Raw genomic sequence first — 23,889 nt, forward strand, 5'->3', positions numbered from 1 at the left:
GCGGCTAGCGTGCCGGGCGTGCGCGCCCCGGCAGACCCCCGTGTCACATGGGACCTCCCCGCCCCCGGCGCCATGCCGCGGACGGCCGACCTCGAGCCGCTGGTCACCCGCGTGCTGGCGCCCAACGCGTCGGGCATGACCCTCGACGGCACGAACACCTACGTCGTGGGCGCGCCGGGCAGCGGGCAGGCGGTGCTGGTCGACCCGGGCCCGGACGACCCGGCGCACCTGGCCGCCGTCGAGGAGGCGCTGACGGCCCGCCAGGCCCGCTGCGTCGCCGTCCTGGTCACCCACCACCACGGCGACCACGCGGAGGCCGCGCTGCCGTGGGGGGACCGGTTCGGCGCGCCGGTGGCCGCCGCCGACGCCGCGGTGGCCGGCCCGCGCGGCCGGGTCCTCGAGCCGGGGGAGCGCCTGGCGCTGGCCGGCACCGCCATCGGCGTCGTCGGCACCCCGGGGCACACCGCCGACCACCTGGCGTTCCGGCTGGAGTCCGGCGCGGTGCTGGTCGGCGACCACGTGCTCGGCCGCGGCACGTCGGTGGTCACCCACCCCGAGGGCGACGTCGTCGCCTACCTGGAGTCGCTGCGCCGGGTGCACGACCTGGGCCCCAGCGCGCTGTACTGCGGGCACGGCCCGGAGCTCACCGAGGACCCGGGCGCCGTCCTGGACTTCTACCTGGCCCACCGCGCCTTCCGCGAGTCGCAGCTGCTCGCCGCGCTGGTCCGCGGCGCCGGGACGGTCGACGCGCTGGTGGCCGACGTCTACGCCGAGGTGCCGCGGGCGCTGTGGCCGGCGGCCGCGCAGTCGACCCGGGCGACGCTGGCCAAGCTCGCCGCGGAGGGGCACGTGGTCGTCGACGGCGACCGGGTGCGCCTGCCGTGACCGCCGTCGTGCGGGCCGCCGACGGCGAGCGCGACCAGCGCCGGGCCGCGGCGGCGCTGCGCTCGGCCGGCCTGCGCCCCGGCGACCGGCTGCTGGTGTCCGCGGCGGCCTCTCCGGCGCTGCTCGCCGTCGTCCTCGGGGCCCTGCGCAGCGGGGTCGTGCCCGTGGTGCTCGACCCGGCGCTGCCCGCCGCCGAGCGCGCGGCGCTGGCCGCCGACGCCGACTGCGCGCTCGACGTGGCCGGCGCGCCGGAGCGGCTGCTCGGCGACGACGAGGCCGACCTCGCCGACGTGCCGCTCGCCCGGCCCATGCACTACACGTCGGGCACCACCGGCCGGCGCAAGGGCGTGTGGTCCGGCGTCCTCGCCGAGGACGACGCACGCGCCCTGGCCGCCGAGGAGATCGACCTCTGGGGCTTCACCGCCGGCGACCGCCACCTGGTGCTCTCCCCGCTGCACCACTCCGCGCCGCTGCGCTTCGCGGTGCACACCCTGCTGGCCGGCGGCGAGGTGCTGCTGCCCGGCCCGTTCGACGCCGCCCGGGCCGCCGCGGCGATCACCGCGCTCGCCCCGACGACGACCTTCTGCGTCCCCACGCACCTGCGCCGGCTCGTGGCGCGCGACGACGTCGACTGGTCCTCCTTCCGCCGGCTCGTGCACGCCGGCGCCCCCTGCCCGGAGCCGCTCAAGCGGGCGGTCCTCGACGCGCTTCCGGCGGGCAGCGTCTGGGAGTTCTACGGCTCCACCGAGGCGCAGTTCACCGTGTGCGCGCCCGGGGACTGGCTGGCGCACCCCGGCAGCGTCGGGCGGGCCCGGCCGAGCCGGCGCCTGGAGACCGACGAGCGCGGCCAGCTGTGGTGCGCGGTGCCGCCGTGGGCCCGCTTCGAGTACTGGCGGGCGCCGGACAAGACCGCCGCCGCCTGGCGCGGCGACCGCGTGACCGTCGGCGACCTCGGCCGGGTCGACGCCGACGGCACCGTCTGGCTCGACGGCCGCCGCGAGGACCTGGTCATCTCCGGCGGCGTCAACGTCTACCCGGCGGAGGTCGAGGCTGTCCTCGACGCCCACCCGGACGTCGTCGAGAGCGCCGTGGTCGGCGTCCCCGACGAGGACTGGGGCCAGCGGGTGGTGGCCGCCTACGTGGGCACCGCCGACCCCGCCGAGCTCGGCGCGTGGGCCCGCGAGCGGCTGGCGCCGGCCAAGCGGCCCAAGAGCCTGCACCCCGTGGGCGAGCTGCCGCGCACGTCCACCGGGAAGGTGCGCCGGCTGGACCTGCCGGAGGCCCTCGGCCTGTGAGCTGGGACGTCGTGGTGGTGGGCGCGGGCTCCTCCGGCTGCGCCCTGGCCGCCCGCCTGGCCGACGCCGGCCGCCGGGTGCTGCTGCTGGAGGCCGGCGCCGACCACCCGCGCCCGGCCGACTTCCCGCCCGAGCTGCGCGACGCCGCCACCCTGGGCGCCACGGTCCCGGGGCACCCGGCCAACTGGTCGTTCACGACCGAGCTCGTGCCGGGCAGCCGGGCGCCGCTGCCGCGCGGGCGCGGGGTGGGCGGGTCCAGCGCCGTCAACGGCGGCTACTTCGTCCGCGCCACCCCCGCCGACCACGCCGGCTGGGCCGCCGCGGGCAACGACCAGTGGAGCCTGGCGGCCTGCCTGCCGGCCTGGTGCCGCCTGGAGGACGACCGGCAGTACGGCGACCGGCCCGGGCACGGCGCCGGCGGGCCGCTGCCGGTCACCCGGCCGACCGCCGGCGGCCCGCTCGCCGACGCCCTCGCCGCCGCGGCGGCCGAGCTCGGCGTGCCGTCGGAGCCGGACAAGAACGCCGGTGGCCCACCCGGGTACGGCCCGGTGCCCTTCACCGTCGACGGCGGCGTGCGGGTCAACACGGCCATGGCCTACCTCTCGCCGCGCCGCGGGTCGCCGCTGCTGACGGTGCGCGGCGGCGTGCGGGTGCGGCGGGTGCTGCTCGAGCGGGGCCGCGCGGTCGGCGTCGACACCGACGCCGGGCCGGTCCGCGCCGCGGAGGTGGTGCTCGCGGCCGGCGCCGTCGGCACGCCGCACCTGCTCCTGCTGTCGGGCATCGGCCCGGCGGCGGACCTGCGGGCCGCCGGGGTCGGCGTCGCCGTCGACGCGCCCGGCGTGGGGGCCGGCCTGTCCGACCACCCGCTCGTCTACCTGCCCTGGGTGCCGGTGGCCGGCCTGCCCGAGGAGGACTGGCCGCTGCCCCTGCACTCGGTGCTGCACGCGACGTCGTCGGACTCCCCGGTGCCCGGCGACCTGGAGGTGCTGCCCTGGCTGCGGCCGTGGGGCCGGGTCGTGCCCGGGGGCGGCGGGGACGACGTCACGCTGTCGCTGGCCGCCGGGCTCTACCGCGGCGAGAGCCGCGGCCGGCTCGCGCTCGCCTCGGCCGACCCGGCGGCCGCGCCGCGGATCGAGCACCGCTACCTCGCCACGGCCGCCGACCGGCGGCGGCTGCGCGAGGCGGTGCGGCTGGCCGGCGCCCTGCTGCGCACCCGGGCCCTCGCCGCGCTGGTCGCGGCCCGCCCCGGCCCGGACGACGCCGTCCTGGCCGACGACGACGCCCTCGACGGCTGGGTCCGCGCCGCGCTGGCGACCGCGGTGCACCTGACCGGCGGCGCGCGGATGGGCCCGGACGGCGACCCCGGCGCCGTCGTCGACCAGCACCTGCGGGTGCGCGGCGTCGAGGGGCTGCGGGTCGCGGACACCTCGGTGCTCCCGGAGGTGCCCACCCGCGGGCCGGCCGCCAGCGCCGTCATGGTCGGCGAGCGGGCCGCCGAGCTCCTGACGGGGCAGGCCTGACCCCGGTGCTATCGGGGTCACACCGCCGCTAACGTCCCGGTGCCCGCCCGGCACCGGTGCCGGGCGCCATCGCGCGAGGAGCACCCGTGCCCCAGGTCCAGACCGTCAAGGGCCCCGTCGACACCGCCGAGCTCGGCCCGACGCTCATGCACGAGCACGTGTTCGTGCTGAACGCCGACGTCCAGCAGAACTACCCCGAGGAGTGGGGCAGCGAGGACGACCGCGTCGCCGACGCGGTGCAGAAGCTGGGGAAGCTGGCCGGGACCGGCGTGCGCACCATCGTCGACCCGACCGTGATCGGCCTCGGCCGCTACATCCCGCGCATCCAGCGGATCGCCGAGCAGGTGGACCTCAACATCGTCGTCGCCACCGGCTGCTACACCTACGACGACGTCCCGTTCTTCTTCCACTACCGCGGCCCGGCGCTCGACGCGGCGGTCGGCGCGAAGGTGCCCGACCCGATGGTCGACATGTTCGTCGGCGACATCCGCGACGGGATCGCGGGCACGGGGGTGCGGGCGGCCTTCCTCAAGTGCGCCATCGACCACCAGGGCCTGACCCCGGGAGTGGAGCGGGTCATGCGCGCCGTGGCCGGGGCGCACCGCGCCACCGGCGCCCCGATCACCGTGCACACGCACCCGGGGAGCCGGCAGGGCCTGGCGGTCCAGCGGGTGTTCGACGACGAGGGCGTGGACCCGCGCAGGGTGGTGCTCGGCCACAGCGGCGACACCACCGACGCCGACCACCTGACCGAGCTGGCCGAGGCCGGGTTCGTCCTCGGCATGGACCGCTTCGGGATCAACCTGGACACGACGTTCGAGGCGCGCGCCGACATCGTGGTGGAGATGTGCCGCCGCGGCTTCGCCGGCCAGATGGTGCTCTCGCAGGACGCCTCCTGCTACATCGACTGGCTGGCCCCCGGCGTCATGGACCTGCTGCCGCAGTGGCACTACACGCACATCCACGAGGACGTGCTCCCCTACCTGCGCGAGCACGGGGTGACCGAGGAGCAGATCACCACGATGCTGGTCGACGTCCCGCGCCGGTACTTCGAGAACGTGGGGGCGTACTGAGATGACGCTGCACCCCTTCGACGAGTCGGGGGTCGAGCGCGACGCCGGCGGCACCAAGCACTACACCGACCTCCCTGACTCCGTGGTGGCGATGCTGCGGGCCTCGGTCGACCGGGACCCCGGCGGCGAGGCCCTCGTCGAGGTGGACGGGCCGCGGCTCACCTTCCGGGAGCTGTGGGACGGCGCGGCACGGGTGGCGGGCGGCCTGCGTGCGGCCGGCGTCGGCCGGGGCGACCGCGTGGCCATCCGGCTGGGCAACGGCGCGGACTGGGTGCTCGGCTTCGTCGGCACGCTCCTCGCCGGCGGCGTGGCGGTGCCGGTGAACACCCGCTTCACCGACGCCGAGGCGCGGTACGTCGTCGACGACAGCGGCGCGGGGGTGGTGCTCGAGGCGGGCACCCCGCTGCCCGACGGCGAGCCGTACGCCGAGGAGGGGGTGGCGCTCTCCGACCTCGCGGCGATCTTCTACACCTCGGGGACCACCGGCTTCCCCAAGGGCGCGATGACCAGTCACGAGAACTTCCTGACCAACACGGAGAACGCCCGCCGGGTGGTGGGTCTCGGCCGCGACGACCCGTCGCTGCGCAACCTCGTGAGCGTGCCGCTGTTCCACGTCACCGGCTGCAACAGCCAGCTGCTGCCGGCGCTGCAGAGCGGCGCGGCCGCGGTGGTGATGCCGGCCTTCGAGGTGGGCCGGTTCCTGCGGGTCATCCCGGAGGAGCGGATCGCCGTCGTCACCTCGGTGCCCGCGGTGTTCTGGCTGGCGGTCAACCAGCCGGCCTTCGCGGACACCGACGTCAGCGTGGTGCGGTTCGCCACCTACGGCGGGGCGCCGATCGCCCCGGAGCTGGTCGCCCGCATCAAGGAGGCGTTCCCCTCGGCGCAGGTGGGCAACGGGTTCGGGCTGTCGGAGACCTCGTCGATCTCGACGTTCCTGCCGCACGAGCACGCCGGCACCCACGCGGACTCGGTGGGCTTCCCCGCGCCGGTGGTCGACCTGCGGCTGGAGGGTGTCGACCCCGCCACCGGTGTCGGCGAGCTGCTCATCCGCGGAGCCAACGTGGTGCAGGGCTACTGGAACAAGCCCGAGGCCACCGCCGAGGCGTTCACCGACGGCTGGCTGCACTCCGGCGACCTCGCCCGCATCGACGACGACGGCTTCACCTACGTCGTCGACCGCGCCAAGGACATGATCAACCGCGGCGGCGAGAACGTGTACTGCGTGGAGGTGGAGAACGCGCTGGCGGCCGCGCCGGGTGTGTTCGAGGTCGCCGTCGTCGGGGTGCCCGACCCGGTGATGGGGGAGAAGGTCGGCGCGGTGGTGGTCCCGGTCCCGGGCAGCGCGTTCGACGTCGAGGCCTTCCTGGGCCACGCCCGCGCGCACCTGGCCGACTTCAAGGTGCCGCAGTTCGTGTCGGTGCGCTCGGCGGTGCTGCCGCGCAACCCCGGCGGCAAGGTGCTCAAGCCGGTGCTGCGCGCCGAGTCGGAGTGGGAGCCGGTCGGCCGGCGGGGGTGACGGGTCGTCCCGGCGGCGCGCTGGCCGCAGCCGCCGGGACGCCGGATCGGGGGCCGGTCAGCGGACCGGCGGGATCTCCGAGGTGGTCGTGCTGGTCAGCGGCGACCACGCGTCGGGGTGCGGGCGCCCCGCGTCGGCGACCCAGCCGGCGGGCCGGCGGTCGGTGCGGGGGGCGGGGCGGGCGCTCAGGCCGACGATCAGGGCGAGCAGGGCGACCAGCCCGAGGAGGACCCCGCCGATGACCAGGAGCGTCGAGAGCACCTCCCGACGGTAGGCAGCGGACCGGTCCGCACCACAGGGCAAGGAACGACGGACATCCCGCCCGACACCGGCAGGTCCTGCCCACCGGGACGCGGCGGTCGGTGTCGTTCCGTCGCGGCGGGCCCGGGTAGGGAGCCGCCGTGGCAGACGCATTGGCCCTCGCCGGACGGCTCGTGGCGGTGCCGCTGGCTGCGCTCGCGCGCCGGCGGCACGGCAAGCCGATGCACCCGCGCGGCGCCGTGCTCGACGCCGTCCTGGAGCGGTCCGGCGGCCCGGACTGGGGCGTCCCCTGGCTGGCCGGCGCGGCCCGCGAGCCCGCCGTCGTCCGGTTCTCCCGCGGCGCCGGGCTGCCCGCCCCGCTGCCGGACCTGCTGGGCCTCGCCGTCCGGCTGCCCGACGGCGACCGGCCGGTGGACCTGCTGCTGTCGACCACCGGCCGCGGCCGGCGGACCCGCTACCTGCCGGTGCTGCGCGCCGACGCCGCGGCCGCCTACACCTCGCTCATGGGCTACCGCTGCGCCGCCGGCACCGTGCGGCTGGCCGCCGTCCCGGACGGTCCGGCCGCGCTGCCGTCCGACCCGGGCCCGGTGGCCGCCGCGGCGCCGGGGACGGCGTTCCGGCTGCTGGCCGCGCGGGGCGGCGGGGACTGGGTGCCCTTCGGCCGGCTGCTGGTCACCGCGCCCGTGGGCGAGGTCGACCCGGACCTGCGCTTCGACGCCGTCCGGAACCCGCCGCCGGGCATGCTGGCCGACGGGCCGATGGCCCGCTTCCGGGCGCCCGCGTACGCCGCCGCCCAGGAGGCGCGCACCGGTCCTCCCGACGAGTGACGCGGCCCACCGGGTGAGGTCGCACACGGTTGTGCGGCACCATCCTGGGTATCGGAACGGCCGGAGTTCATCGAGGAGCACCGCCCCTGCCGTCGCAGTGCTCGACCGCAGGAGGAGTGCCGCCCGAGTGATCCCCGCTCTGCCGCCGTCCGCCTCGCGCGCGCGGGTCCGCGTCGCGACGGTGCCGCACCGCGACGCCTACGTCGCCGCGGTGCTGCCGGACACGGCCGTCCCGGTGGGGCCCGACCACGACCCCAGCCCGTGGCTGGACCCGGCCTACCTGACCGCCTGGGCCGACCGCGTCGACGTCGTGCACGTGCACACCGGCTACGGGCACCTGCCCGAGGACGAGGTCGTGAGCTGGACCGAGGCGCTGCGGCGCACCGGGGTGCCGCTGGTCGTCACGGTGCACCAGCTGCGCGACCCGGCGCAGCCCACCCGGCACCGGCACGACGCCCACCTGGCCGCGCTGCTGGCGACGGCGGAGGTCGTGTTCACGCTGACCCCCGGCGCGGCCGACGAGATCGCCGACCGCTTCGGCCGGACGGCGATCGTCGTCGCGCACCCGTCGGTGGCCGCGGCCGACCCCGACACCGGCGCGGAGCGCGGCCTGGTCGGGCTCGCGCTGGGCACCCCGGGCACCGCCGTGCCCGACCCGGCGGCGATGGTCCGCGCGGCGCTGTCGGGCGCGGTGTCCGGCGGCGGGCGGCTGCGGGTGTTCCTCGAGCCGGGCCAGGAGCTGCCCGGCGGCCGCGAGCTCGCCGGCGCCGAGGGCCTGGAGGTGGTGGTCCGTGACCCGGCGCGCTGGGCGCGACAGCTGCAGGAGCTGCACGTCGCCGTCCTGCCCGAGCGCTGCGGCACGCACTCGCGGGACCTGGAGGTCTGCCGCGACGTCGGCACCCGCGTCGTCGCCCCGAGCTGCGGCTGGTTCGCCGACCAGTGGTCCGACGTCGTCGTCTACGGCAACGACGAGGAGCACGGCTTCGACCCGGTGTCGCTGAACGCGGCGGTCGGCGCGGCACTGACCCGGCCGATGCCCCGGCCGGCCGACCGCGCGTGGCGCGAGGGGCAGCTGGCGGCGGTGCGCGCCGTGCACGAGCAGGTCTACGAGCAGGTGCTCGCCGACCGCGCCGTCGGCGTCTAGGGCTCCCGCGCCGCGCCGGCCACCCACTCCGCGTCGACCACCCACAGGCCCGGCAGCACCTCGCGCTCGCCGGTCTCCCGGAAGCCGGCCTGCGCGTAGAGCCGCCGGGCCGGGGTGTTGTCCCGTCCGGTGGAGACGGTGACCCGCCGTCCGCCCGCGCCGGCCAGCACGGCCGCCACGAGGGCGCGCCCGGTGCCGCGCCGCGCGTGCGCGGGGTCGACGACGAGCCGGTCGACGTCGACCTCCCCGCCGGTGGCGCGCATGCCCAGGGCGCCGAGGACGGTGCCGCCGTCGCGGGCGACGAGCCAGTCGAGCCCCGCGCCCACCAGGGCGGGCAGGTCCTCGTGCAGGGCGGGGATGCGGTCGTCGCCGATGAGCCGCGCCTCGACGCCGTAGGCGGCGTGCTGCACCTCGAGCAGGCGGGCGGCGAGGCGGGGATCGGCGGCCGGGTCGGATCGCTCGACGACCACCGGCACCGTCCGGGGGAGTGTGTGTGGGCAGGGGCGGGGTCGAACCGCCGACCTCTCGCTTTTCAGGCGAGCGCTCGTACCGACTGAGCTACCTGCCCCTCCCGGTGACGTTCCACCGGGGAAGCGACCCTGACGGGACTCGAACCCGCGACCTCCGCCGTGACAGGGCGGCGCGCTAACCAACTGCGCTACAGGGCCTTGCTGGTGGTGCTGGTACTGCGGTGGTGCGTGCCCCCAACGGGGTTCGAACCCGTGCTACCGCCTTGAAAGGGCGGCGTCCTGGACCGCTAGACGATGGGGGCTCGTTCGCCGGGGGCAGGGAGAACGATACATGGCCCCCGCGGGGGCCCGGACACCACCCCGGTCCGGGGGTGTCGGCGCGCCGGTGCGCGGGGAGCCGGTCCTCCGCTGCGACGCTCCCCGGGTGACCCGGCGTCCCCTCCTGCCCGTGTGCGCCGCCCTGTCGGCGGCCCTCCTCGTCGCCGGCTGCGGAGGCGGCGCGGAACCCGCTGCCGCCACCCCCTCGACGTCGTCCGCGGCGCCCTCCCCCGCGCCCTCGCCCGCGACCTCCCCGGCGGCGGGTGACGGCGGGGCCCCGGCGGCGACCCCCTCGGCGGAGGAGCCGGAGGACGACGGCGACGGGGGCGGTGGGGACGGCGGCGCCGCGTTCCCCGGGGACGCCTCGCCCGACACCGCGGCGGCGTCCGCGGGCGCGCAGGTGACCGTCACCGACGTCCGGACCGGCCGGCACGACGGCTTCGACCGGGTCGTCCTCGAGGTCGACGGCGCCGGGACGCCGGGGTGGGACGTCCGGTGGGTGGACGCCGCGAGCTCGCAGGGCAGCGGCGCGCCGGTCGCGGTGGCCGGCGGTGCGGTGCTGCAGGTGACCGTGACCGGCGCCGGCTACCCGTACGACACCGGGGTCGAGGAGTACGCGGGCGGCCCGGTGGCCGGGCAGGGGACGGGCAACGTCACCGAGGTGGTGTTCGACGCGACCTACGAGGGGACGACGGTCGCGTTCGTCGGCGCCCGCGCGGAGGCGCCGTTCCGCGTCTACCTGCTGCAGGACCCGGTGCGGGTCGTGGTCGAGGTCGCCGACGCGGCCTGAGCTCAGTTCAGGCTGGCGCGCAGCTCGACGGCGTCACCGGTCACGCTGGTGCACTCCAGCTGCAGCGGCCCGGCGGCGACGGACTCACCCGCCCCGCAGGAGACGCTCGCGCCACCGACGGTGATCGAGGCCCGGCCGTCCCGCACGCCGCCGAGGGTCACCGTGGTGCCCAGGACGTCCACCTCGCTGCCCTCGCCGTTCAGGGTGACCGTGCACGAGGTGCCGGAGCAGGAGAAGCCGTTGGAGGTGAACGAGCAGCCGGCCAGCGGGACGAGGGCGATCGCCCCGGCGAGGAGGCCGGCGGACAGGCGGGTGCGCGACGTCGTCGACATGGCGGCGAGCGTAGGGCGGGACGGTCAGCCGGTCGGGGAGGCCGGGGCGCCGTCGGTGCCGTCGCCCGTCCCGCCGTCCGTGGCGCCGTCCGTGTCGCCGTTGCTGTCGCCGTCGGTCCCGCCGTCCGCCGGGGCCGGCTCCTCGGGCTCGGGGACGACGGTGCGCGCGATGGTCGCCTCGGTCTCGCCGAGGCCGCCGAGGGTGATGTCGTCGTAGGCGACCAGCGCCCCGCTGTCGGGGTCGAGGTAGAGGACCGTGCAGGTCAGCGGCGTCGGGCTCTCGCCCTGCAGGCCGCGCAGGCCCGCGCCGCCCGTGGAGCCCTGCACCATGAGCAGCGTCCCCTCGTCGAGGGTCTCGACCTCCCGCTCGTGGGTGTGCCCGGCGAGAACGACCGGGACGACACCGTCCAGCGGCGGTGCCTGCTTCGGGTCGTGCACCATCGCGATGGCCGGCGGCGGGTCCTGCTCCGCGGAGAGCTCGGCGAGGTCCTCGCCGGTCTGCTCGAGGGACTCGGTGTCGCCGGTGGCGTCCTTGTCGGGGGTGAAGCGGGGGTCGCGGGCGCCCACCACGGTGAGCCCGGCGACCGTCGTCGCGGAGTCGTCGAGCACGGTGGCGTTCGGCTGCGAGGCGACCAGCGCGGCGGTGATCGCGGAGTCGTGGTTGCCGCGGATGTAGACGTAGGGCACGCCGAGGGAGCCGATGGAGCCGATCGCCTGGTTCTCCGGCGCGCTGCCCCAGTCGGTGATGTCGCCGGTGTCGAGGACGGCGTCGACGTCGAACTGCTCGGCCACCTGCGCGACCAGGTCGAACCCCGCCGGGTTGAGGTGGATGTCGGAGACGTGCAGCAGGGCGACGGTGTCGGTGGGCCCGCCGGGCGCGGGGAGCGCCGACAGCGTCGAGTAGAGGGTGCCGACGTTGGTGACCAGGTCCTCGAGCGAGGCCCGGTAGGCGTTGAAGCGGGCGACGATGTCCTCGGCGCTGCCGATCAGGCTGGTCGCGTTGACCAGGAGCCCGGTGTAGGTGGGCTGGGAGAGGGCCTCGGGCCGCCAGGTGGCCGCGCCCAGGCCGGCGGTGCCGGCCAGCAGGACCACCGAGGCGCCGGCCGCGACGAGCGGTTCCCGCCACCGCCGGTAGACGACGAGCGAGCCGAGCGCCGCCCCGCCGACGCCGGCCAGTGCGGTGGTCCAGGCCAGCCGGGTGACGGCGTCCTGCAGGTCGGCGCTGACGCGGTCGACCAGGCCGTCGAGCCGCGCCGGGTCGCTGACCAGCGCCTGGATGCGGGTCTCGTCGACGCGGCGCAGCTGCACGTCGAGGCCCAGCGGCCCGTCGTAGGCGTCCACCTCGAGGCTGCCCAGCGGTGGCACCTCGACCGTGGCGCCGCCGCCGGTGGGGGTGAGGGCGAGGCTGGCGTCGAAGGGGCCGATCGGCGCGTCGATGCGGCCCAGCAGCAGGATGCCGAGCAGCGCCCCGGCGGTGGCCACGGCGACGCGCAGCAGCCAGCGGCCGGCGGTGCGTCCGCGGCGGCGCCAGGGCCGCGGCGGGGTCGTCGTCGGCTCGTCCATCCGTCGAGGCTAGAGGCGCGGCGTCCCGGCCCGCCCCGCGGCGGGGGCGGGCCGGGACGGCCGGGCGGTCAGGCGACGAGCTTCGCCGTGATCTCGGCGAGGCGGCGGCCCTGGTAGCGGGCGGCGGTGAGCTCGGCCTCGGACGCGGTGGCCGACTGGCCGCCGGACGCCGTCGAGACGCCGTAGGGGTTGCCGCCGGCCTCGAACAGCAGCGGGTCGGTGTAACCGGGCGGCACGATGACGGCGCCGAAGTGCGAGAAGATGTTGAAGAACGTCAGGATCGTCGACTCGTTGCCGCCGTGGACGTTCTGCGCGCTGGTGAACGCCGTGGCGCCCTTGTTCGCCAGCTTGCCGGTGAACCACAGGCCACCGAGCTGGTCGATGAACTGCTTCATCTGCGCGGCGGGCGTGCCGAAGCGGGTGGGGCTGCCCAGCGCGTAGCCGTCGGCCCACTCCATGTCGGCCGGCGTGGCCTCCTCCACCTGGTCGGCGGTGGCGTCGACGTGGGCGCGCCACAGCGGGTTGGAGCTGATGGCCTCCTCGGGGGCGAGCTCCGGCACGCGGCGCAGGCGGACCTCGGCGCCGGCCTCCTCCGCGCCCTGGGCGAGCGCGGCGGCGAGCTGGTGCACGTTCCCGGTGGACGAGTAGTAGATGACGGCGATCTTCGCCACGGTTCCCTCGGCTCTCGTGTCTCGGACAGTGGTTGCGTGTTCAACCACCGTCTCCGAGTGTGCCCGCGGATCCCGGCGCGTCAAACGCCGGATCGGGGACGAACCGGTGCCGTCAGGCGGGACGGGGGCGGAACACCCAGCGCAGCGCGAGGAAGCGCAGGGTGCCGATGGTGGCCGTGACCAGGGCGATGACCAGGAACTCGGTGACGACCGACGGGTCGGTGGTGACCGAGTTGAACCAGCTCAGCGCGAGGCTGGTGGCGATCATCCCGGCGACGGCGAGCGCGCCGCCCTCCCACTGGGCGGTCAGGAAGCCCACGCGCTCACCGGCGTGGAAGCTGATCCGCCGGTGCATCTCGTTGGCCATGATCGACGAGATGGCCGAGCCGATGACGTTGGCGGGCACGTCGCCCAGGCCGTTGAGCAGCACGTAGAGCAGCGCGTAGACGGCGCTGGAGAGCCCGCCGACGAGGACGAACCGGGAGAACTGGCCGAACCACCGGTCGGAGCGCACGCCGGCCGCGACGTCACCGACGAGGTCGGCGACCGCCACGGGGCGGTGCAGCAGCGACGGGCAGGTCACGACGTCTCCTCGGTCCGGGTCTCTCGGGGTGGCAGGGGTAGTGCACAGGTTCTCCCTGACAGTTCCCTGGGAGCCAGCGGATTACGCCCCGGCATTCCCCCGTGACGGTGTGGATCGCGTCACCCCGGGCGCGTCCAGGCTCCTCCCAGGCAGGCCGGTCACCGTGGGTGGCATGGACGCCCGACCCGCCCTGACCACCGGCACCGTCGTCGCGCTGGCCGCGGTGGCTGCCCTGACGCTGCTGCCCGCGGGCAGCGGGGGCTGGGAGTGGGGCGCTCCCGCCGCCGAGCTGCGCTGGTACGTGACCGGCCTTGGCTCCCGCGGCACCGTGGTGCAGCTGCTCGGCAACCTGCTGCTGCTCGCGCCGCTCGCGGTGGTGGCCGTCCTGCGGTGGCCGGTCCTGCGCTCGCCCGCGGTGCTCGTCGCCGCCGCACTCGCCACGGGCGCGGCGATCGAGACGCTGCAGTGGGCGCTGCCGCTCGGCCGGGTCGTGTCGCCGGTCGACGCGCTGCTCAACGCCACGGGCGCCGTCGTCACGGGCCTGCTGGTCGCCGGCCTGACGGCCGCCGCCGACCGGCTTGCCGAGCGGCCGACGGGGGTAGGGAGCCGCCCATGAGCCTGATGGGTTTCCTCGACCGCCTCGCGGACGTGAGCACCTTCGACAAGGTCATCGAGCCGGCCCGCTCGGCGGTCCAGGCCGTGCTCAAGCCCGGAGCGCTCAAGGACGCCCTGCACGGCACGTGGCTCGGCCACCCGCTGCACCCGGTGCTGGTGCAGGTGCCGGTGGGCAGCTGGGCGTCGGCCGGCCTGCTCGACGCCATCCCGCCGCTGCGGCCGGCCGCGACCGTGCTCATCGGCACCGGCGTCGTCGTGTCGGTGCCCGCCGCGATGAGCGGTGCGGCCGACTGGTCGGAGCAGGAGGTCGGCGTCCGCCGGCTCGGCGCGCTGCACGCGGTGGCCAACACCGTCGCGCTCGGCTTCTACGTGGGCTCGCTGGTGGCCCGGGCGAAGGGGCGCGGCACGCTCGGCCGGGTGCTGTCCTACACCGGGCTGGGCCTGGCCACCGGCTCGGCGGCGGTGGGCGGGCACATGTCCTACGCGCAGTCCTCCGGCGCCTCCCATGCCGCGACGGCGGCCCGCGCGCTCACCTCCGACTGGATCGACCTCGGCCCGCTCGACGACCTGCCCGAGGGCCGCCCGGCGCTGCGCACCGCGCCCGGCAGCGGCGTCACCGCGCCGCTGGCCGCCGTCCGCCGGGGCGGGCGGGTCGACGTCTTCGTCGGCACATGCTCGCACCTGGCCGGGCCGCTGTACGAGGGCAGCGTCGAGGAGGTCCGCGGGCACGCGTGCCTGGTCTGCCCGTGGCACGACTCGGCGTTCGACCTGGACAACGGCGAGCCGCGGCGCGGGCCGGCGGCCAACCCGCAGGAGAAGCTCGACGTGCGGATGGAGGCGGGGCACGTGATGGCCCGGCTGCCCGCGCGGCACCAGTAGGGGGCCCGCGCGCCCTACCCTGCGCGCATGAGGCGGACGGCGGCCGGGCTGCTCCTGCTGCTGTGCGCGGGGTGCGGCGGCGCCCCGGCGGCGTCTTCGGCGCCCTCGGCGTCCTCGTCCGCCACCCCCTCCCCGGGGCCGGCCGTGCCCGCGGTCGAGGGGATCGAGGCCGAGGCGGTTGAGCTGCGCACCGACGCGGCGGTCGGCGGGCAGGTGCAGGTGCGGGTGACCGACACCGGCGCCGGGCCGTTCACCGTCACCTCGGTGGCGATCGACTCGCCCGGCTTCGCGGCGCTGCCCGACCGGCCGGTGGAGGCCGCCTTCGTGCCGGGCCGCGTCATCGACCTGCCCGCGCCGTACGGGGACGCCGTCTGTGGCTCCGCCGCGGAGCCCGCGGCCGCGCGGCTGACCGTCGTCCGCCCCGACGGGCGCGGCGAGGTGCTGCGGGTGCCGCTGGCGGCGGCGGACCTGGCCCGCATCCACGCGGACACGTGCGCGGCCGAGGCGGCGCTCGCCGTCGCCGGGGTGGCGGTGACGGGGCTGGCGCTCGACGGCGACGCCGTGACCGGGATGCTCGCGCTGACCCGCGGCGGCGACGACGAGCGGGCGGTGACGCTGACCCGGCTCGACGGCAACGTGCTGTACGACGTCGCCGCGGACCTCCCGGCGACGCTGGGGGAGGGCGAGGCCACGCGGCAGGTGTCGCTGGAGTTCACGACGGCGCGCTGCGACCCCCACGCGCTGGCCGAGACCAAGCAGCCGTACCTCTTCGTGGTCGGCGTGCAGGTGGACGGCGAGGACGAGGTGACCGTGGACCTGCCGCTGGACCAGGCGCAGCGCGACGAGCTGTTCGCGCTGACCGGGAGCGCCTGCTGACCCCGGACATGGGACCGGTCCGGCCGCGCCCGGGGGGAACGGGGCGGCCGGACCGGGGTCTGGCGTGCGGCCGCGCTCGGCGCCGCACTGGGGATGACCGTACGTAGTCGGCCGCGAGGGCCACGATCCCCTGAACGGGTGGACCCGCCCGTCCGGGTGGCGACGCCGGTCACGCGGGGTTCCGCGCGCGCGTCTCCGGGCACCCCGGGCGGGTGTTCCTCTTCTTCTCCAACCGGTTCGGCTGCCTCGGTTCGCTGCTGATCTCGGCGGTGCTGACGATCGTCGTCCTGCTGGTGCTCGACGTGCTGTGAGCGCCGACCCGGATGACGCCGCGGTGCCGGCCGGGCCGGCGTCGGCACCCCGCGGGGCCCGTGCGGAGCCGGCGGCGGCGGTCGCGGCGGTGGAGGAGGCGGTGGCGCGGCGGGTCCGGGACGACCGGTGACCACTCGCGCGGTCTGGGAGACTCGGCCCCGCCGGGCCTCTGGGGGCTCCGTGTTTTAGATGTGACCTGGGCTTTCGCGATCATGCCCGGCGGTCGCGTGGGCCGTTTCTGAGACGTGAACGCGTGATTCTGGAATGCGCCTCGCTGGATTCCGGAATGCCTGCCGCAGCGGCGGGACGGTCCGCGGTCAGCGCATCCGGCGCTCTCGGTCTGCCCAGTCCTTGCACTGCTGCTTCTGGTCTTCCCAGAAGCGGGTCGCCTTGACCTGGTCCTCAGCCGAAACCCGCTCCTTCATGGGGTCCGCGAGGCCGTTGACCTTGAAGTAGCCCCCGCCGGGCCAGTTCTCCCGAGGCCCAGCAACATGGACCACCAGCGAGTCCAACGGCGGCAGTCCGCGCTCGATGCACCGGTCATGGATTGCCTTCATGAAGTCGGTGACGAGCTGGGACTCAGACCCCTGGTGGAGCTGCTGTGGTTCAGGGAGACCAGCCGCTGCGAACACGGCCGAGTAGCGGATCGTCTGACCACGGTCCTTCGCGCGCTCGATGATGGCCGCGATGCCTGCGTCGACCTGTTCTTCGTTGAACGTGTGGCGTTCCATCTGCCCCTCACTACTCGCGCTCTGCCGCCTCTGGGCGCTGGAACGGTGAGTGGATGTACTCAACGGTGGCGAGCATGTCCCACAGTGGTTCCCCGACCTTGAGGAGGTCGTCGCGCAGCTCTACCAGCATCTCCCGGGCCGCCTGCACCGTCGCGTGAAGGGGATCGGAGCGCCGACGGAGGCGCAGGTGCGCGGTGCCCAGCAAGACGTTCACGGCGGCGGTGAGCCAGTCGGCGTCGACAGCGGCGGCAGGAATGGCGCGCGACGGGCGCGCCAGGTCGCCTCCGTCAACGACGAGCTCGTAGTGGTCCGGCAAGCCGTTCAATGCGGTTGCGACGGCCGCCAGGTGCGGTGACCAGTTCTTCTGTGCGGCGGCGACCCCGGGGCCGGGGATGCTGAGCCCGATCTCAAGCGCAGGCTCGAGGAAGTCGAAGAGGGCGTACTGCGCCAGGCTGGCCCCCTTCGTTCCCCGAGTTGGCCAGACTTGGGGCCAGAACGCCGCGCCGATCCACCCGCGCGTCCAGTCCGTCGGCTTGGTCATGGAGCCGCCGGCGTTCATCCACATGGCGCGCCAGTTCGGCTGGGACCAGCCGATCTCGTCGTCGGCGAGTACGTCGGCGAGATCGGCCACGAAGGTCTGGATCTGGGGGTACAGCCTGTCACCGGCGACCCGCTGCGCTGCGCTGACGAGCCAGTAGTCCTCGGCGTTGAAGCCCGTGAACACGCGCCGCACTCCTCTTCTGTCCATGAACGCCAGCACGTCCTCGACGTGGGTTCTCTCGTGCACCTGGAGTCGTTCGAGCCCTTCAAGAACCGTCGCGATGCGGTACCAGGGCAGCCAACGGAACGTGTCCCCAGCGGTGTCCGGATGCAGGTGACGCGCGCCGGCGATGGCCTCGCGGAGATCCTGCTCGGGTGGTGCGGACGGAGCGGTCACGGCCACGACGATTGGTGGATGGAGCTTCTCTCCAGCGGCCCATTCCCGCACTGCGGCGTACTGGCCGGCAAGCTGGTGGATCGGCCCCGCGGCCGGGGCTTTCGGATCGTGGTAGCTGTGGAACGGCGAATGCAGCTTGGCCTCGAAAACGACGGGCTGCTTCCCGACAACCACGACGACATCCGGCTCGATGAGGACGCCCGGCCAGCGCGTGATGGGCATACGTGGCCACAGTTCCACGCGCCCGAGCTCGGCGTCCTTCGCGGTGACGGCAACGCCAACGGTCGCCAGCAGCGCCACGGTCGCGCGGCGGGGCAGATGACGGAAGGCGCCGAAGACGGCATCGGTGAGCAGGTCCTCGCTCCGGTCGACCGCGGTGCTCCCTTCCGGGTCGAGCTTCCCCCGGAGTTCGGCCAACACAGCCCGAGTGTCGCAGTTAAACTGCGTGCGAGGACGTTGTGTCGCGAGCGTGTCACCGCCTGCCATGCCCGTGAGGCCGCCGGGGAGGCGTAGCACGGCCGGTGGCCCCGCCCATGCGGGTGGGGCCACCGCCGGTGGTCAGGACCCCGACGAGGCGGTGGCCTCGGGCGGATTGGGGACGCAGAGGTGACAGTCGACGGGGCGAGGGTCGGCCGCGGTGTGCATCCGCGCGGCATCCGTGGTCGCCCAGGTCTCGTGCTGCTGGGCCCAGCTGTCCGGGAAGAGGTGGCGCAGCCGGGCCTCCGTGGCGTCGACCGCCCGCCACAGCATCTCGGCGCCCACCTGTCCGTGGGCGGTGTGCTCGGCCGCCGCGGCAGCCAGGTGCTGGCGGCGGTACAGCAACTTCATGTGCAGGACCCGGCGGGCCGGGCCCTCGACGTACATCCAGGCATTGGGCTTGCGGGAGGGCTGGATTGCGGTCATGACTCCTGCTGCGGGGATCGCGGCACTGCTGGGTGCCGCATGGCGGATCGGGGCGGCCGGCTTCGGTGCCGGCGTCGCGGATGACGGTGGGATCAGGCCGCGTACAGGTCGGGATGGCGCAGCAGGGAGGCGAGGGCGAACTGAGCCCGGGCCGCGGCGGCGGCGAGGCGGGCCTCCAGCGTCCCCAGCTCCTGCGCGCAGTCCAGCCGCTGGTCGGTTCCAGCGCAGTCCGGGCAGGGCAGCAGCAGCTCCAGCCGGGCCAGCAGGAGCTCTGCGGCGGTGCGGGTGGCCGCGAGGCGCTCGCCGCCGTGGTGCGGGCTGAAGGTGATCGGCAGCTCGTCGATGTCGATGTCGACCAGCGCGGCCGCGCGGCGCATGACCGCCGCGTCGCGCAGCTCAGCCACCACGTCGGGCGGCAGCGGCCGGTGCGGGCGGGCGGTGAGGGTGTGGGGGACGGACATCAGGGCACCTCCGGGGGCGGGCGGCGCGGGGCCGCGGCGATTGGGTCGCGGCGCCAGAGGTGCAGGTGCGCGCTCGGGCGGCATTCGCTGAGCGCCCCATTCGGGTGAACGTGAGCAGCTGCACGCTGTCTGGAGTGGAGTGAGCCCGGGCGCGGACGCCCGGGCTCACTCGGTCAGGCCGCGTCGGGCGGCTGGTGGCTCACGCCGGGGGCGAAGTCGGCGCGGCAGACGCTGCAGCCGGTCACCGATGTCGTCGGCTCATGCAGCAGCGTCTCCTCCTCGACGCACCACCGCGGGAACTGCTCGTAGTAGGTGCGGGGCCAGCCGGTGTGGATGGCCTCCTCGACGGCCCACAGCAGCCGGGTGACCTCGTGCTGTTCGGGGAGGTTGTGGGAGCGCTGCTCGGCCGCGGTGACGGCCAGGCGGGCGCGCACGTCGAGCAACTGGCGCAGGTGCGCGCGACGGCGAGGATGCCGCTCGTTCAGCTGGATGACGGTGCCGTCACCGGCGCCGAGCAGTTCGTCGATCGTGGTCATGCGGTCCTCCGGGACGGAGGTCGGCGCTCGTCCCGGCGGTGATGCCGGGGGGTAGCGCGAAGCTCCCGCCGATGTCGGTTGGGGAGCTCGCCGTCACCGATTACGGCGCCGAGGCGAAGGGCAAGGGCTGGGAGCGCACGGGGTGCGGCTACACCCCGGGTCCCTGACACGTGTTGCCCCATTCATGCGGTAGCCGGTCTTCGGCTCGCGGGGTGGCGGTTGGTCACCTCCTCGGTGCCACCGACGCGGCCTGACCTGCGCTGCTCGCGCGGATACCGGGCTGATCCCGTCCCTGCGGTCCCCGGGTGGCCGAGGCGTGTTCACCTCCTTCCGGCCGAGGCCGGTCCCGCCGCACCCAGTGGCTGCTCATCACCTCCACCTTGCCACCGGCACGCGGTGCCGCAGCCCTCATCGACGTGCGAGTCGCTGTGGTCTCGTTCGCTGTGGAGTTGTCCGCGGCCGCCTCTCGGCGGACTGCGAGGTGCTCGCCCGGCTGGGCGATCCGGGCGTGACGCCGGCGGTCACCAGCCCGCAGGCCGGATGGAAATACGGGTGTCATCGCGAGCTGGGCTGCGCAATCGGCCCAGGGCCAGTGCGCCGGGGTTCGCGCTCCCGCAGTCGCCGCTGTGAGTCACTCGGCGCTCGGCTCCCAGGACACCGTGAGTCGGTACGCGACGGGCAGGGGCTTCTTGCCTCCGCTCTTGCCCCGACCGGCTGGCGAGTTCCGGGCGGGATACCCGGTGCGTGCGTCAGCGCTCCCTGTTGCCTGTCAGTACCCCTTGACACCTGTCAGCACCCCTTGACACTTGTCAGCACCCCTTGACACTTCTGCGGTTTCGCAGAACTATGTGTGCATGACTGCCGCGCCCATCCCGCTCTCCAGCTTCGTGCGGGACTACCGCGAAGTCGTCAACCATCTGGCCGACGGTGAGGTCGTGCTGTCCCAACGCGGCAAGGAGCCGCTGTTGCTGTCGTCACTGCGCCGGCGCGAAGGTGACCGCCACGCTGTCGCGGCGCTGGCTCACCTGCTGACACATGCCCTCGACAACAGAGACCTGGTCACGGTGCTCACCGAGTCGCTGAGCGACGAGTACCCGTGGATGGAGTTCCTGCCCGTGCACGAGCGGCGGGCCTTCCTCGACGACTTCTTCCGGGTGCTACGGGCAAGCGCCACGGTCGACCGCTTCGCCGCATTCGACCAGATGGTCGAAGCGTGGAAGTCGACGGCCGAGATCTACGCCGACCCGGAGCTACTTGCCCGGCTGCGCGAGCCTGCTGTAGATGAAACGGACGCGACTCCGGCGCCATCCCCGCTGGACGAGGACGCGCTCGCGGCCACCGGCCGGTGAGCCGCGACGCGTCCCTGCCGAGGCCGCTCCGCAAGGTCGAGTACGAGATCGTCACGATCACAAAGAGCGCCGAGAAGGGCTGGCGAGACATGCTGGCCACCGCGCGCAATGCGACTGTCGACGCCTGGGAGCAGCTGACTGCCGCCCCGGAAGAACAAAGTCCCCGCCAGTACCCGCTCAAGGGCGACTTGAGCACCGGGACGTACCAGGGGACCGCGTACACCCGCTGGCAGTACAAGCTGACTGACGGCGGGCGGATCTGGTACTTCGTCGACCGGACGACCGCCGGCAAGCACGCGGGACGCGTGCTGATTCACGACGTCTCCCCGGGCCACCCGAAGAGCAGCGAGCGGGTCCGGGGCCGTCGCTAGGACCCTTCTCGCTCAGACAGGTCATCGGCGCAGGCTGATCACGTACACGGCCAGTAGCCGTGCTGGACCTGGTCAGGTCGCTCGGCACGGAGATCCAGTATCGCGCTGCCTGGAGCCACCTGCGTAGAGGTGCCCCCGGTTCCGGTTGTGAATGCAGGCCAGAGGCTGGCCAGCACGGTCCCCCCGGGTTCGGAGACGTCCGTGCTCCGCCCGAAGGGCCTGTAGATGCCTCGCCGAGTCACGCGGCTCACCTCTCGTCCTCCGGTGCCACCGGCACCGCTTCCCATCGACGTCGCACTGGACCTGGTCCTCGCCTCCTGGCGCTCCGACGGCCCGCACAGCGAGCAGACGGTGGCGCGCGTTGGGGAGACCGCGTCCCGGTTCGCCGCCCGGCTGTCCGCCACCGGGGTCGCCACGTTCGCGTTGGTGACGCCGGCGGACGCGGCCGGCTTCATCCATGCCCGCACCCGCGGCGGCGAGGAGCCGGAGCTGGCCACGCGGCATGCGCGGCGCACGGCGGTGCGGATGCTGTACCGGACGCTGCGCGCACTGGGGCAGCCGGTGGGTGACCCGACGCTGGACCTGCGTCTGCCGCCCCGGGGGCTTCTGGCGGCCCGGCCGCTCACCGACGACGAGGTCATGCTGTGCCGGGTCACCGCACAGCTCGGCGGGGAGTCGGTGGCCCGGCTGCGGGCGGTGGTGTGAGCGCTGGGTGAGACCGGTGCGGTCACCAGCGAGATCACCACGCTGACCCTGGCAGACCTCGACGAGCCGACCGAGCCGTCGACGGTGCGGCTGCCGGGCACGCGGCGGCACGATCCGCGCACCGGCGAGCTCAGCCTCTGGGCTCGGCGCCTCCTCACCCGTCACGTGACCAACCTGATCAACCGCGGTGCCACCGCGCTGACGCGGCTGGCCTACGCCGGCGCCGCACCGCCCGGCGGGGCGAAGGCGCAGGCCGCGGCCTGCAACGCGATCCGCACGGTGCTCGACCTGGCCGGCTTCCGCGCCGAGGCGGACGTGCGCCCGGCCAGCCTGCGCAACTGGACCGGCCGCCGGCTGTACGACGCCGGCGCCCCGCTGGAGGAGGTGGCCCGGGCGCTGGGACACCGGTCGCTGGACGCCTGCGCCGAGGACATCGCCCTGGCCTGGCGGGAGGGTGCCCGATGAGCCGGCCGCGGGCGGTGCCCGCGCCGCGGCGGCTGTCGACCGCCGAGCAGATCGAGGCGGTGTTCTCCGCGCCGGCGCTCTACGAGCTGGCCCAGCTGATCCCCCGGCCGCCGGTGGGACGGCCGCCGGCCAACCCCGCCTACGTGGTCCTGGCCTACGGCGTGCTCGCCCGGCTGTACCGCTCCGGGATCCGGGTGCAGACCGAGCTGTCCCACCCGGCGACCTGGGGGCTGGTGCATGACACCGTGGCGCGCATCAAGCGGCAGCTGCCCGATGAGCTGGTGCCGCGCCTGCCGGGGGACCGGCCGGCGACCTTCGAGGCGTTCCGCAACGCCCGGGACCGCTACCTCACCGACCCCGACATCCGCGCCAAGCTGCAGGCGCGGTTCATCGACGCCGCGGTGCGCCAGGCCCGCTCTTTCGGGCTGCTGCGGCCCGACGGGCCCGGCTCGCTGTGCCACCCGGACCGGTCGCGCACCATCTACGGCGACGGCACGGTGGTCCGGCCGATGTACCGGCCCCCGGCGGCGCGCCGGGAGACCGACCCCGAGACCGGCGAGACCCGGGTGGTCTACCTGGATCCCGCGGGCGAGCCCATCGAGGCGCCGGGCCGCCGCTTCGACCCGGACGTCGCCGAGTACCACGGCCACGCCGGGCCGGTGTTCGGGCAGAACTTCGTCGCCCTCTACGCCCGCGGCGACGGCCCGCAGCAGCGGGTGGTGCTCGCCATCGACCGCGTCCCCCGCCCCGGGCTGGAGGCCGACACCGCCGTCGAGCTGATCAAGCAGGTGCACGCCGCGGCTGAGAGCGGCATCCAGGCCGTCGCCTACGACGGGGCCTTCGTCGGCCCGCAGGTCGATGAGGTGATGACCCACACGGGGCTGATCGTGGTGAACAAGGTGCCCGCCGCGCCCCGCAGCGCCGCGGACAAGGCCCGCGCCGGGGAGGGCAAGGTACCGCGCTGGTATCCCCTCGGGGTGTGGGAGCACGACACCCCGGGCGGCTCCTGCGGGCACACCGTGGCCGCGATCAACGGTGCGGTCAGCGAGGTCGGCCTGGATGAGTCCGGCGCACCGGTGGTGCTCGGCCGGCTCAACCGCCTGCAGGTCAAGCGGTCCCGGCGGTCCACCGGCCGGTACCACTTCAACGTCGCCTACCGGGTGCCGTGCCCGGCAGGGGAGTTCACCGCCTGGATCACCCCGCACGCCGAGCCCGGCGACCCCGACCACCGCCGGGCCGGGCACGTTCGCGTCATCGCCGAGGGCGAGCCGGACTTCGCCCGGCTCTACGGACTGCGCAATGACGCCGAGAGCTGGAACTCGATGCTCAAGCGCAGCCTGCTGGTCGACCGGGCCGCCTCACTCGGCGGCGCACGGCAGCTGGTCGACGTGCTGTGCTTCGCGCTGCTGCACAACGCCATGACGGCCTACCAGGCCGCGCTCGCCGCCGACCCGCGGCCGGCGCTGAAGCGAGCGGCCTGAGCGCCCCACACCTCCCCCGA

The 23,889-nt window shown here is 75.2% G+C and carries 27 protein-coding genes and 3 tRNA genes; 16 read left to right on the forward strand and 14 right to left on the reverse strand.

Going from position 1 to position 23,889, the window contains the following annotated elements:
- The first annotated feature begins 18 nt into the window (after positions 1 to 18).
- From WA616_RS14870 to WA616_RS14890, 5 genes are all read left to right on the forward strand, one after another.
- Positions 19 to 885 carry an MBL fold metallo-hydrolase gene (locus tag WA616_RS14870; protein WP_336030974.1) on the forward strand — a complete coding sequence of 289 codons (867 nt, stop codon included), beginning with the start codon at positions 19 to 21 and terminating at the stop codon, positions 883 to 885.
- Positions 882 to 2,180 (forward strand): class I adenylate-forming enzyme family protein, encoded by a 1,299-nt coding sequence (locus tag WA616_RS14875; RefSeq protein ID WP_336030976.1) that lies wholly within the window; start codon positions 882 to 884, stop codon positions 2,178 to 2,180. Before WA616_RS14870 ends, WA616_RS14875 begins: the two co-directional genes overlap by 4 nt.
- Positions 2,177 to 3,700, forward strand: a complete 1,524-nt coding sequence (gene mftG, locus WA616_RS14880) for a mycofactocin dehydrogenase MftG (protein ID WP_336030978.1) — start codon at positions 2,177 to 2,179, stop codon at positions 3,698 to 3,700. Before WA616_RS14875 ends, mftG begins: the two co-directional genes overlap by 4 nt.
- An 86-nt stretch (positions 3,701 to 3,786) precedes the next feature.
- Entirely contained in the window at positions 3,787 to 4,773 is a 987-nt protein-coding gene (locus tag WA616_RS14885; RefSeq protein WP_336030980.1) for a phosphotriesterase family protein, read from the forward strand.
- Position 4,774: 1 nt separating this feature from the next.
- A complete protein-coding gene (locus tag WA616_RS14890) occupies positions 4,775 to 6,289 on the forward strand; it encodes a class I adenylate-forming enzyme family protein (protein ID WP_336030982.1) in 1,515 nt (504 codons plus the stop codon).
- A gap of 57 nt (positions 6,290 to 6,346) precedes the next feature.
- On the opposite strand, the gene WA616_RS14895 is transcribed toward WA616_RS14890, so the two are convergent.
- Positions 6,347 to 6,550, reverse strand: coding sequence for a hypothetical protein (locus WA616_RS14895; protein ID WP_073421110.1), 204 nt, complete (start codon positions 6,548 to 6,550; stop codon positions 6,347 to 6,349).
- A gap of 140 nt (positions 6,551 to 6,690) precedes the next feature.
- On the opposite strand from WA616_RS14895, the gene WA616_RS14900 reads away from it, so the two are divergent.
- Both WA616_RS14900 and WA616_RS14905 read left to right on the forward strand, forming a co-directional pair.
- A complete protein-coding gene (locus tag WA616_RS14900) occupies positions 6,691 to 7,377 on the forward strand; it encodes a phosphodiesterase (protein ID WP_336030984.1) in 687 nt (228 codons plus the stop codon).
- A gap of 127 nt (positions 7,378 to 7,504) precedes the next feature.
- Positions 7,505 to 8,521, forward strand: coding sequence for a glycosyltransferase (locus WA616_RS14905; protein ID WP_336030987.1), 1,017 nt, complete (start codon positions 7,505 to 7,507; stop codon positions 8,519 to 8,521).
- On the opposite strand, the gene WA616_RS14910 is transcribed toward WA616_RS14905, so the two are convergent.
- The 4 genes from WA616_RS14910 to WA616_RS14925 all read right to left on the reverse strand — a co-directional run bounded on the left by WA616_RS14910 (position 8,518) and on the right by WA616_RS14925 (position 9,293).
- Positions 8,518 to 8,991: a GNAT family N-acetyltransferase gene (locus WA616_RS14910; protein ID WP_336030988.1), complete on the reverse strand. Its 474-nt coding sequence runs from the start codon at positions 8,989 to 8,991 to the stop codon at positions 8,518 to 8,520. The genes WA616_RS14905 and WA616_RS14910 overlap by 4 nt on opposite strands.
- A gap of 24 nt (positions 8,992 to 9,015) precedes the next feature.
- Positions 9,016 to 9,089 (reverse strand) — tRNA-Phe (locus tag WA616_RS14915).
- A gap of 26 nt (positions 9,090 to 9,115) precedes the next feature.
- Positions 9,116 to 9,189, reverse strand: a tRNA-Asp gene (locus WA616_RS14920).
- Positions 9,190 to 9,220: 31 nt separating this feature from the next.
- A tRNA-Glu gene (locus tag WA616_RS14925) sits at positions 9,221 to 9,293 on the reverse strand.
- Positions 9,294 to 9,415: 122 nt separating this feature from the next.
- Between WA616_RS14925 and WA616_RS14930 the strand changes: the two genes are divergently transcribed.
- Positions 9,416 to 10,099, forward strand: a complete 684-nt coding sequence (locus WA616_RS14930) for an AMIN-like domain-containing (lipo)protein (protein ID WP_336030990.1) — start codon at positions 9,416 to 9,418, stop codon at positions 10,097 to 10,099.
- A 2-nt stretch (positions 10,100 to 10,101) separates the two neighbouring features.
- Here WA616_RS14930 and WA616_RS14935 read toward each other — a convergent pair whose 3' ends face one another.
- The 4 genes from WA616_RS14935 to WA616_RS14950 form a co-directional block, all read right to left on the reverse strand.
- A complete protein-coding gene (locus WA616_RS14935) occupies positions 10,102 to 10,431 on the reverse strand; it encodes a hypothetical protein (RefSeq protein WP_336030991.1) in 330 nt (109 codons plus the stop codon).
- 24 nt (positions 10,432 to 10,455) lie between these two features.
- Positions 10,456 to 11,994, reverse strand: coding sequence for a metallophosphoesterase (locus WA616_RS14940; protein WP_336030994.1), 1,539 nt, complete (start codon positions 11,992 to 11,994; stop codon positions 10,456 to 10,458).
- A gap of 68 nt (positions 11,995 to 12,062) precedes the next feature.
- Positions 12,063 to 12,665 carry an NAD(P)H:quinone oxidoreductase gene (gene wrbA / locus WA616_RS14945; protein ID WP_073421115.1) on the reverse strand — a complete coding sequence of 201 codons (603 nt, stop codon included), beginning with the start codon at positions 12,663 to 12,665 and terminating at the stop codon, positions 12,063 to 12,065.
- 112 nt (positions 12,666 to 12,777) lie between these two features.
- Positions 12,778 to 13,248 (reverse strand): GtrA family protein, encoded by a 471-nt coding sequence (locus WA616_RS14950; RefSeq protein ID WP_245794623.1) that lies wholly within the window; start codon positions 13,246 to 13,248, stop codon positions 12,778 to 12,780.
- A 172-nt stretch (positions 13,249 to 13,420) separates the two neighbouring features.
- On the opposite strand from WA616_RS14950, the gene WA616_RS14955 reads away from it, so the two are divergent.
- From WA616_RS14955 to WA616_RS14965, 3 genes are read left to right on the forward strand one after another with little or no spacing between them, the layout of a single operon-like run.
- Entirely contained in the window at positions 13,421 to 13,864 is a 444-nt protein-coding gene (locus WA616_RS14955) for a VanZ family protein (protein ID WP_336030998.1), read from the forward strand.
- On the forward strand, positions 13,861 to 14,742 hold the full coding sequence (locus WA616_RS14960; RefSeq protein ID WP_336031001.1) for a Rieske (2Fe-2S) protein: 882 nt from the start codon (positions 13,861 to 13,863) through the stop codon (positions 14,740 to 14,742). The genes WA616_RS14955 and WA616_RS14960 overlap by 4 nt, the downstream gene beginning before the upstream one ends.
- A 27-nt stretch (positions 14,743 to 14,769) precedes the next feature.
- Entirely contained in the window at positions 14,770 to 15,618 is an 849-nt protein-coding gene (locus tag WA616_RS14965) for a hypothetical protein (RefSeq protein ID WP_336031002.1), read from the forward strand.
- A gap of 629 nt (positions 15,619 to 16,247) precedes the next feature.
- On the opposite strand, the gene WA616_RS14970 is transcribed toward WA616_RS14965, so the two are convergent.
- The 5 genes from WA616_RS14970 to WA616_RS14990 all read right to left on the reverse strand — a co-directional run bounded on the left by WA616_RS14970 (position 16,248) and on the right by WA616_RS14990 (position 19,498).
- Positions 16,248 to 16,661, reverse strand: coding sequence for a hypothetical protein (locus tag WA616_RS14970; protein WP_336031004.1), 414 nt, complete (start codon positions 16,659 to 16,661; stop codon positions 16,248 to 16,250).
- 10 nt (positions 16,662 to 16,671) lie between these two features.
- On the reverse strand, positions 16,672 to 18,018 hold the full coding sequence (locus WA616_RS14975; protein WP_336031006.1) for a hypothetical protein: 1,347 nt from the start codon (positions 18,016 to 18,018) through the stop codon (positions 16,672 to 16,674).
- A gap of 138 nt (positions 18,019 to 18,156) precedes the next feature.
- Complete coding sequence (locus tag WA616_RS14980) at positions 18,157 to 18,501, reverse strand: hypothetical protein (RefSeq protein ID WP_336031009.1); 345 nt, start codon at positions 18,499 to 18,501, stop codon at positions 18,157 to 18,159.
- Between the two features lie 92 nt (positions 18,502 to 18,593).
- Positions 18,594 to 18,962, reverse strand: a complete 369-nt coding sequence (locus WA616_RS14985; protein WP_336031010.1) for a hypothetical protein — start codon at positions 18,960 to 18,962, stop codon at positions 18,594 to 18,596.
- A 173-nt stretch (positions 18,963 to 19,135) separates the two neighbouring features.
- Positions 19,136 to 19,498, reverse strand: coding sequence for a hypothetical protein (locus WA616_RS14990; RefSeq protein ID WP_336031012.1), 363 nt, complete (start codon positions 19,496 to 19,498; stop codon positions 19,136 to 19,138).
- A gap of 854 nt (positions 19,499 to 20,352) precedes the next feature.
- On the opposite strand from WA616_RS14990, the gene WA616_RS14995 reads away from it, so the two are divergent.
- The 5 genes from WA616_RS14995 to WA616_RS15015 all read left to right on the forward strand — a co-directional run bounded on the left by WA616_RS14995 (position 20,353) and on the right by WA616_RS15015 (position 23,869).
- Positions 20,353 to 20,847, forward strand: coding sequence for a hypothetical protein (locus WA616_RS14995; RefSeq protein WP_336031014.1), 495 nt, complete (start codon positions 20,353 to 20,355; stop codon positions 20,845 to 20,847).
- Complete coding sequence (locus tag WA616_RS15000; RefSeq protein WP_336031016.1) at positions 20,844 to 21,218, forward strand: hypothetical protein; 375 nt, start codon at positions 20,844 to 20,846, stop codon at positions 21,216 to 21,218. The genes WA616_RS14995 and WA616_RS15000 overlap by 4 nt, the downstream gene beginning before the upstream one ends.
- Positions 21,219 to 21,482: 264 nt before the next feature.
- A complete protein-coding gene (locus WA616_RS15005; RefSeq protein ID WP_336031019.1) occupies positions 21,483 to 21,923 on the forward strand; it encodes a hypothetical protein in 441 nt (146 codons plus the stop codon).
- 165 nt (positions 21,924 to 22,088) lie between these two features.
- Positions 22,089 to 22,388: a hypothetical protein gene (locus tag WA616_RS24515; RefSeq protein WP_442902003.1), complete on the forward strand. Its 300-nt coding sequence runs from the start codon at positions 22,089 to 22,091 to the stop codon at positions 22,386 to 22,388.
- A complete protein-coding gene (locus tag WA616_RS15015; protein ID WP_336031021.1) occupies positions 22,385 to 23,869 on the forward strand; it encodes a hypothetical protein in 1,485 nt (494 codons plus the stop codon). Before WA616_RS24515 ends, WA616_RS15015 begins: the two co-directional genes overlap by 4 nt.
- Positions 23,870 to 23,889: the final 20 nt, after the last annotated feature.

Source organism: Geodermatophilus sp. FMUSA9-8, assembly GCF_037034165.1.
Taxonomy (GTDB): Bacteria; Actinomycetota; Actinomycetes; order Mycobacteriales; family Geodermatophilaceae; genus Geodermatophilus; species Geodermatophilus nigrescens.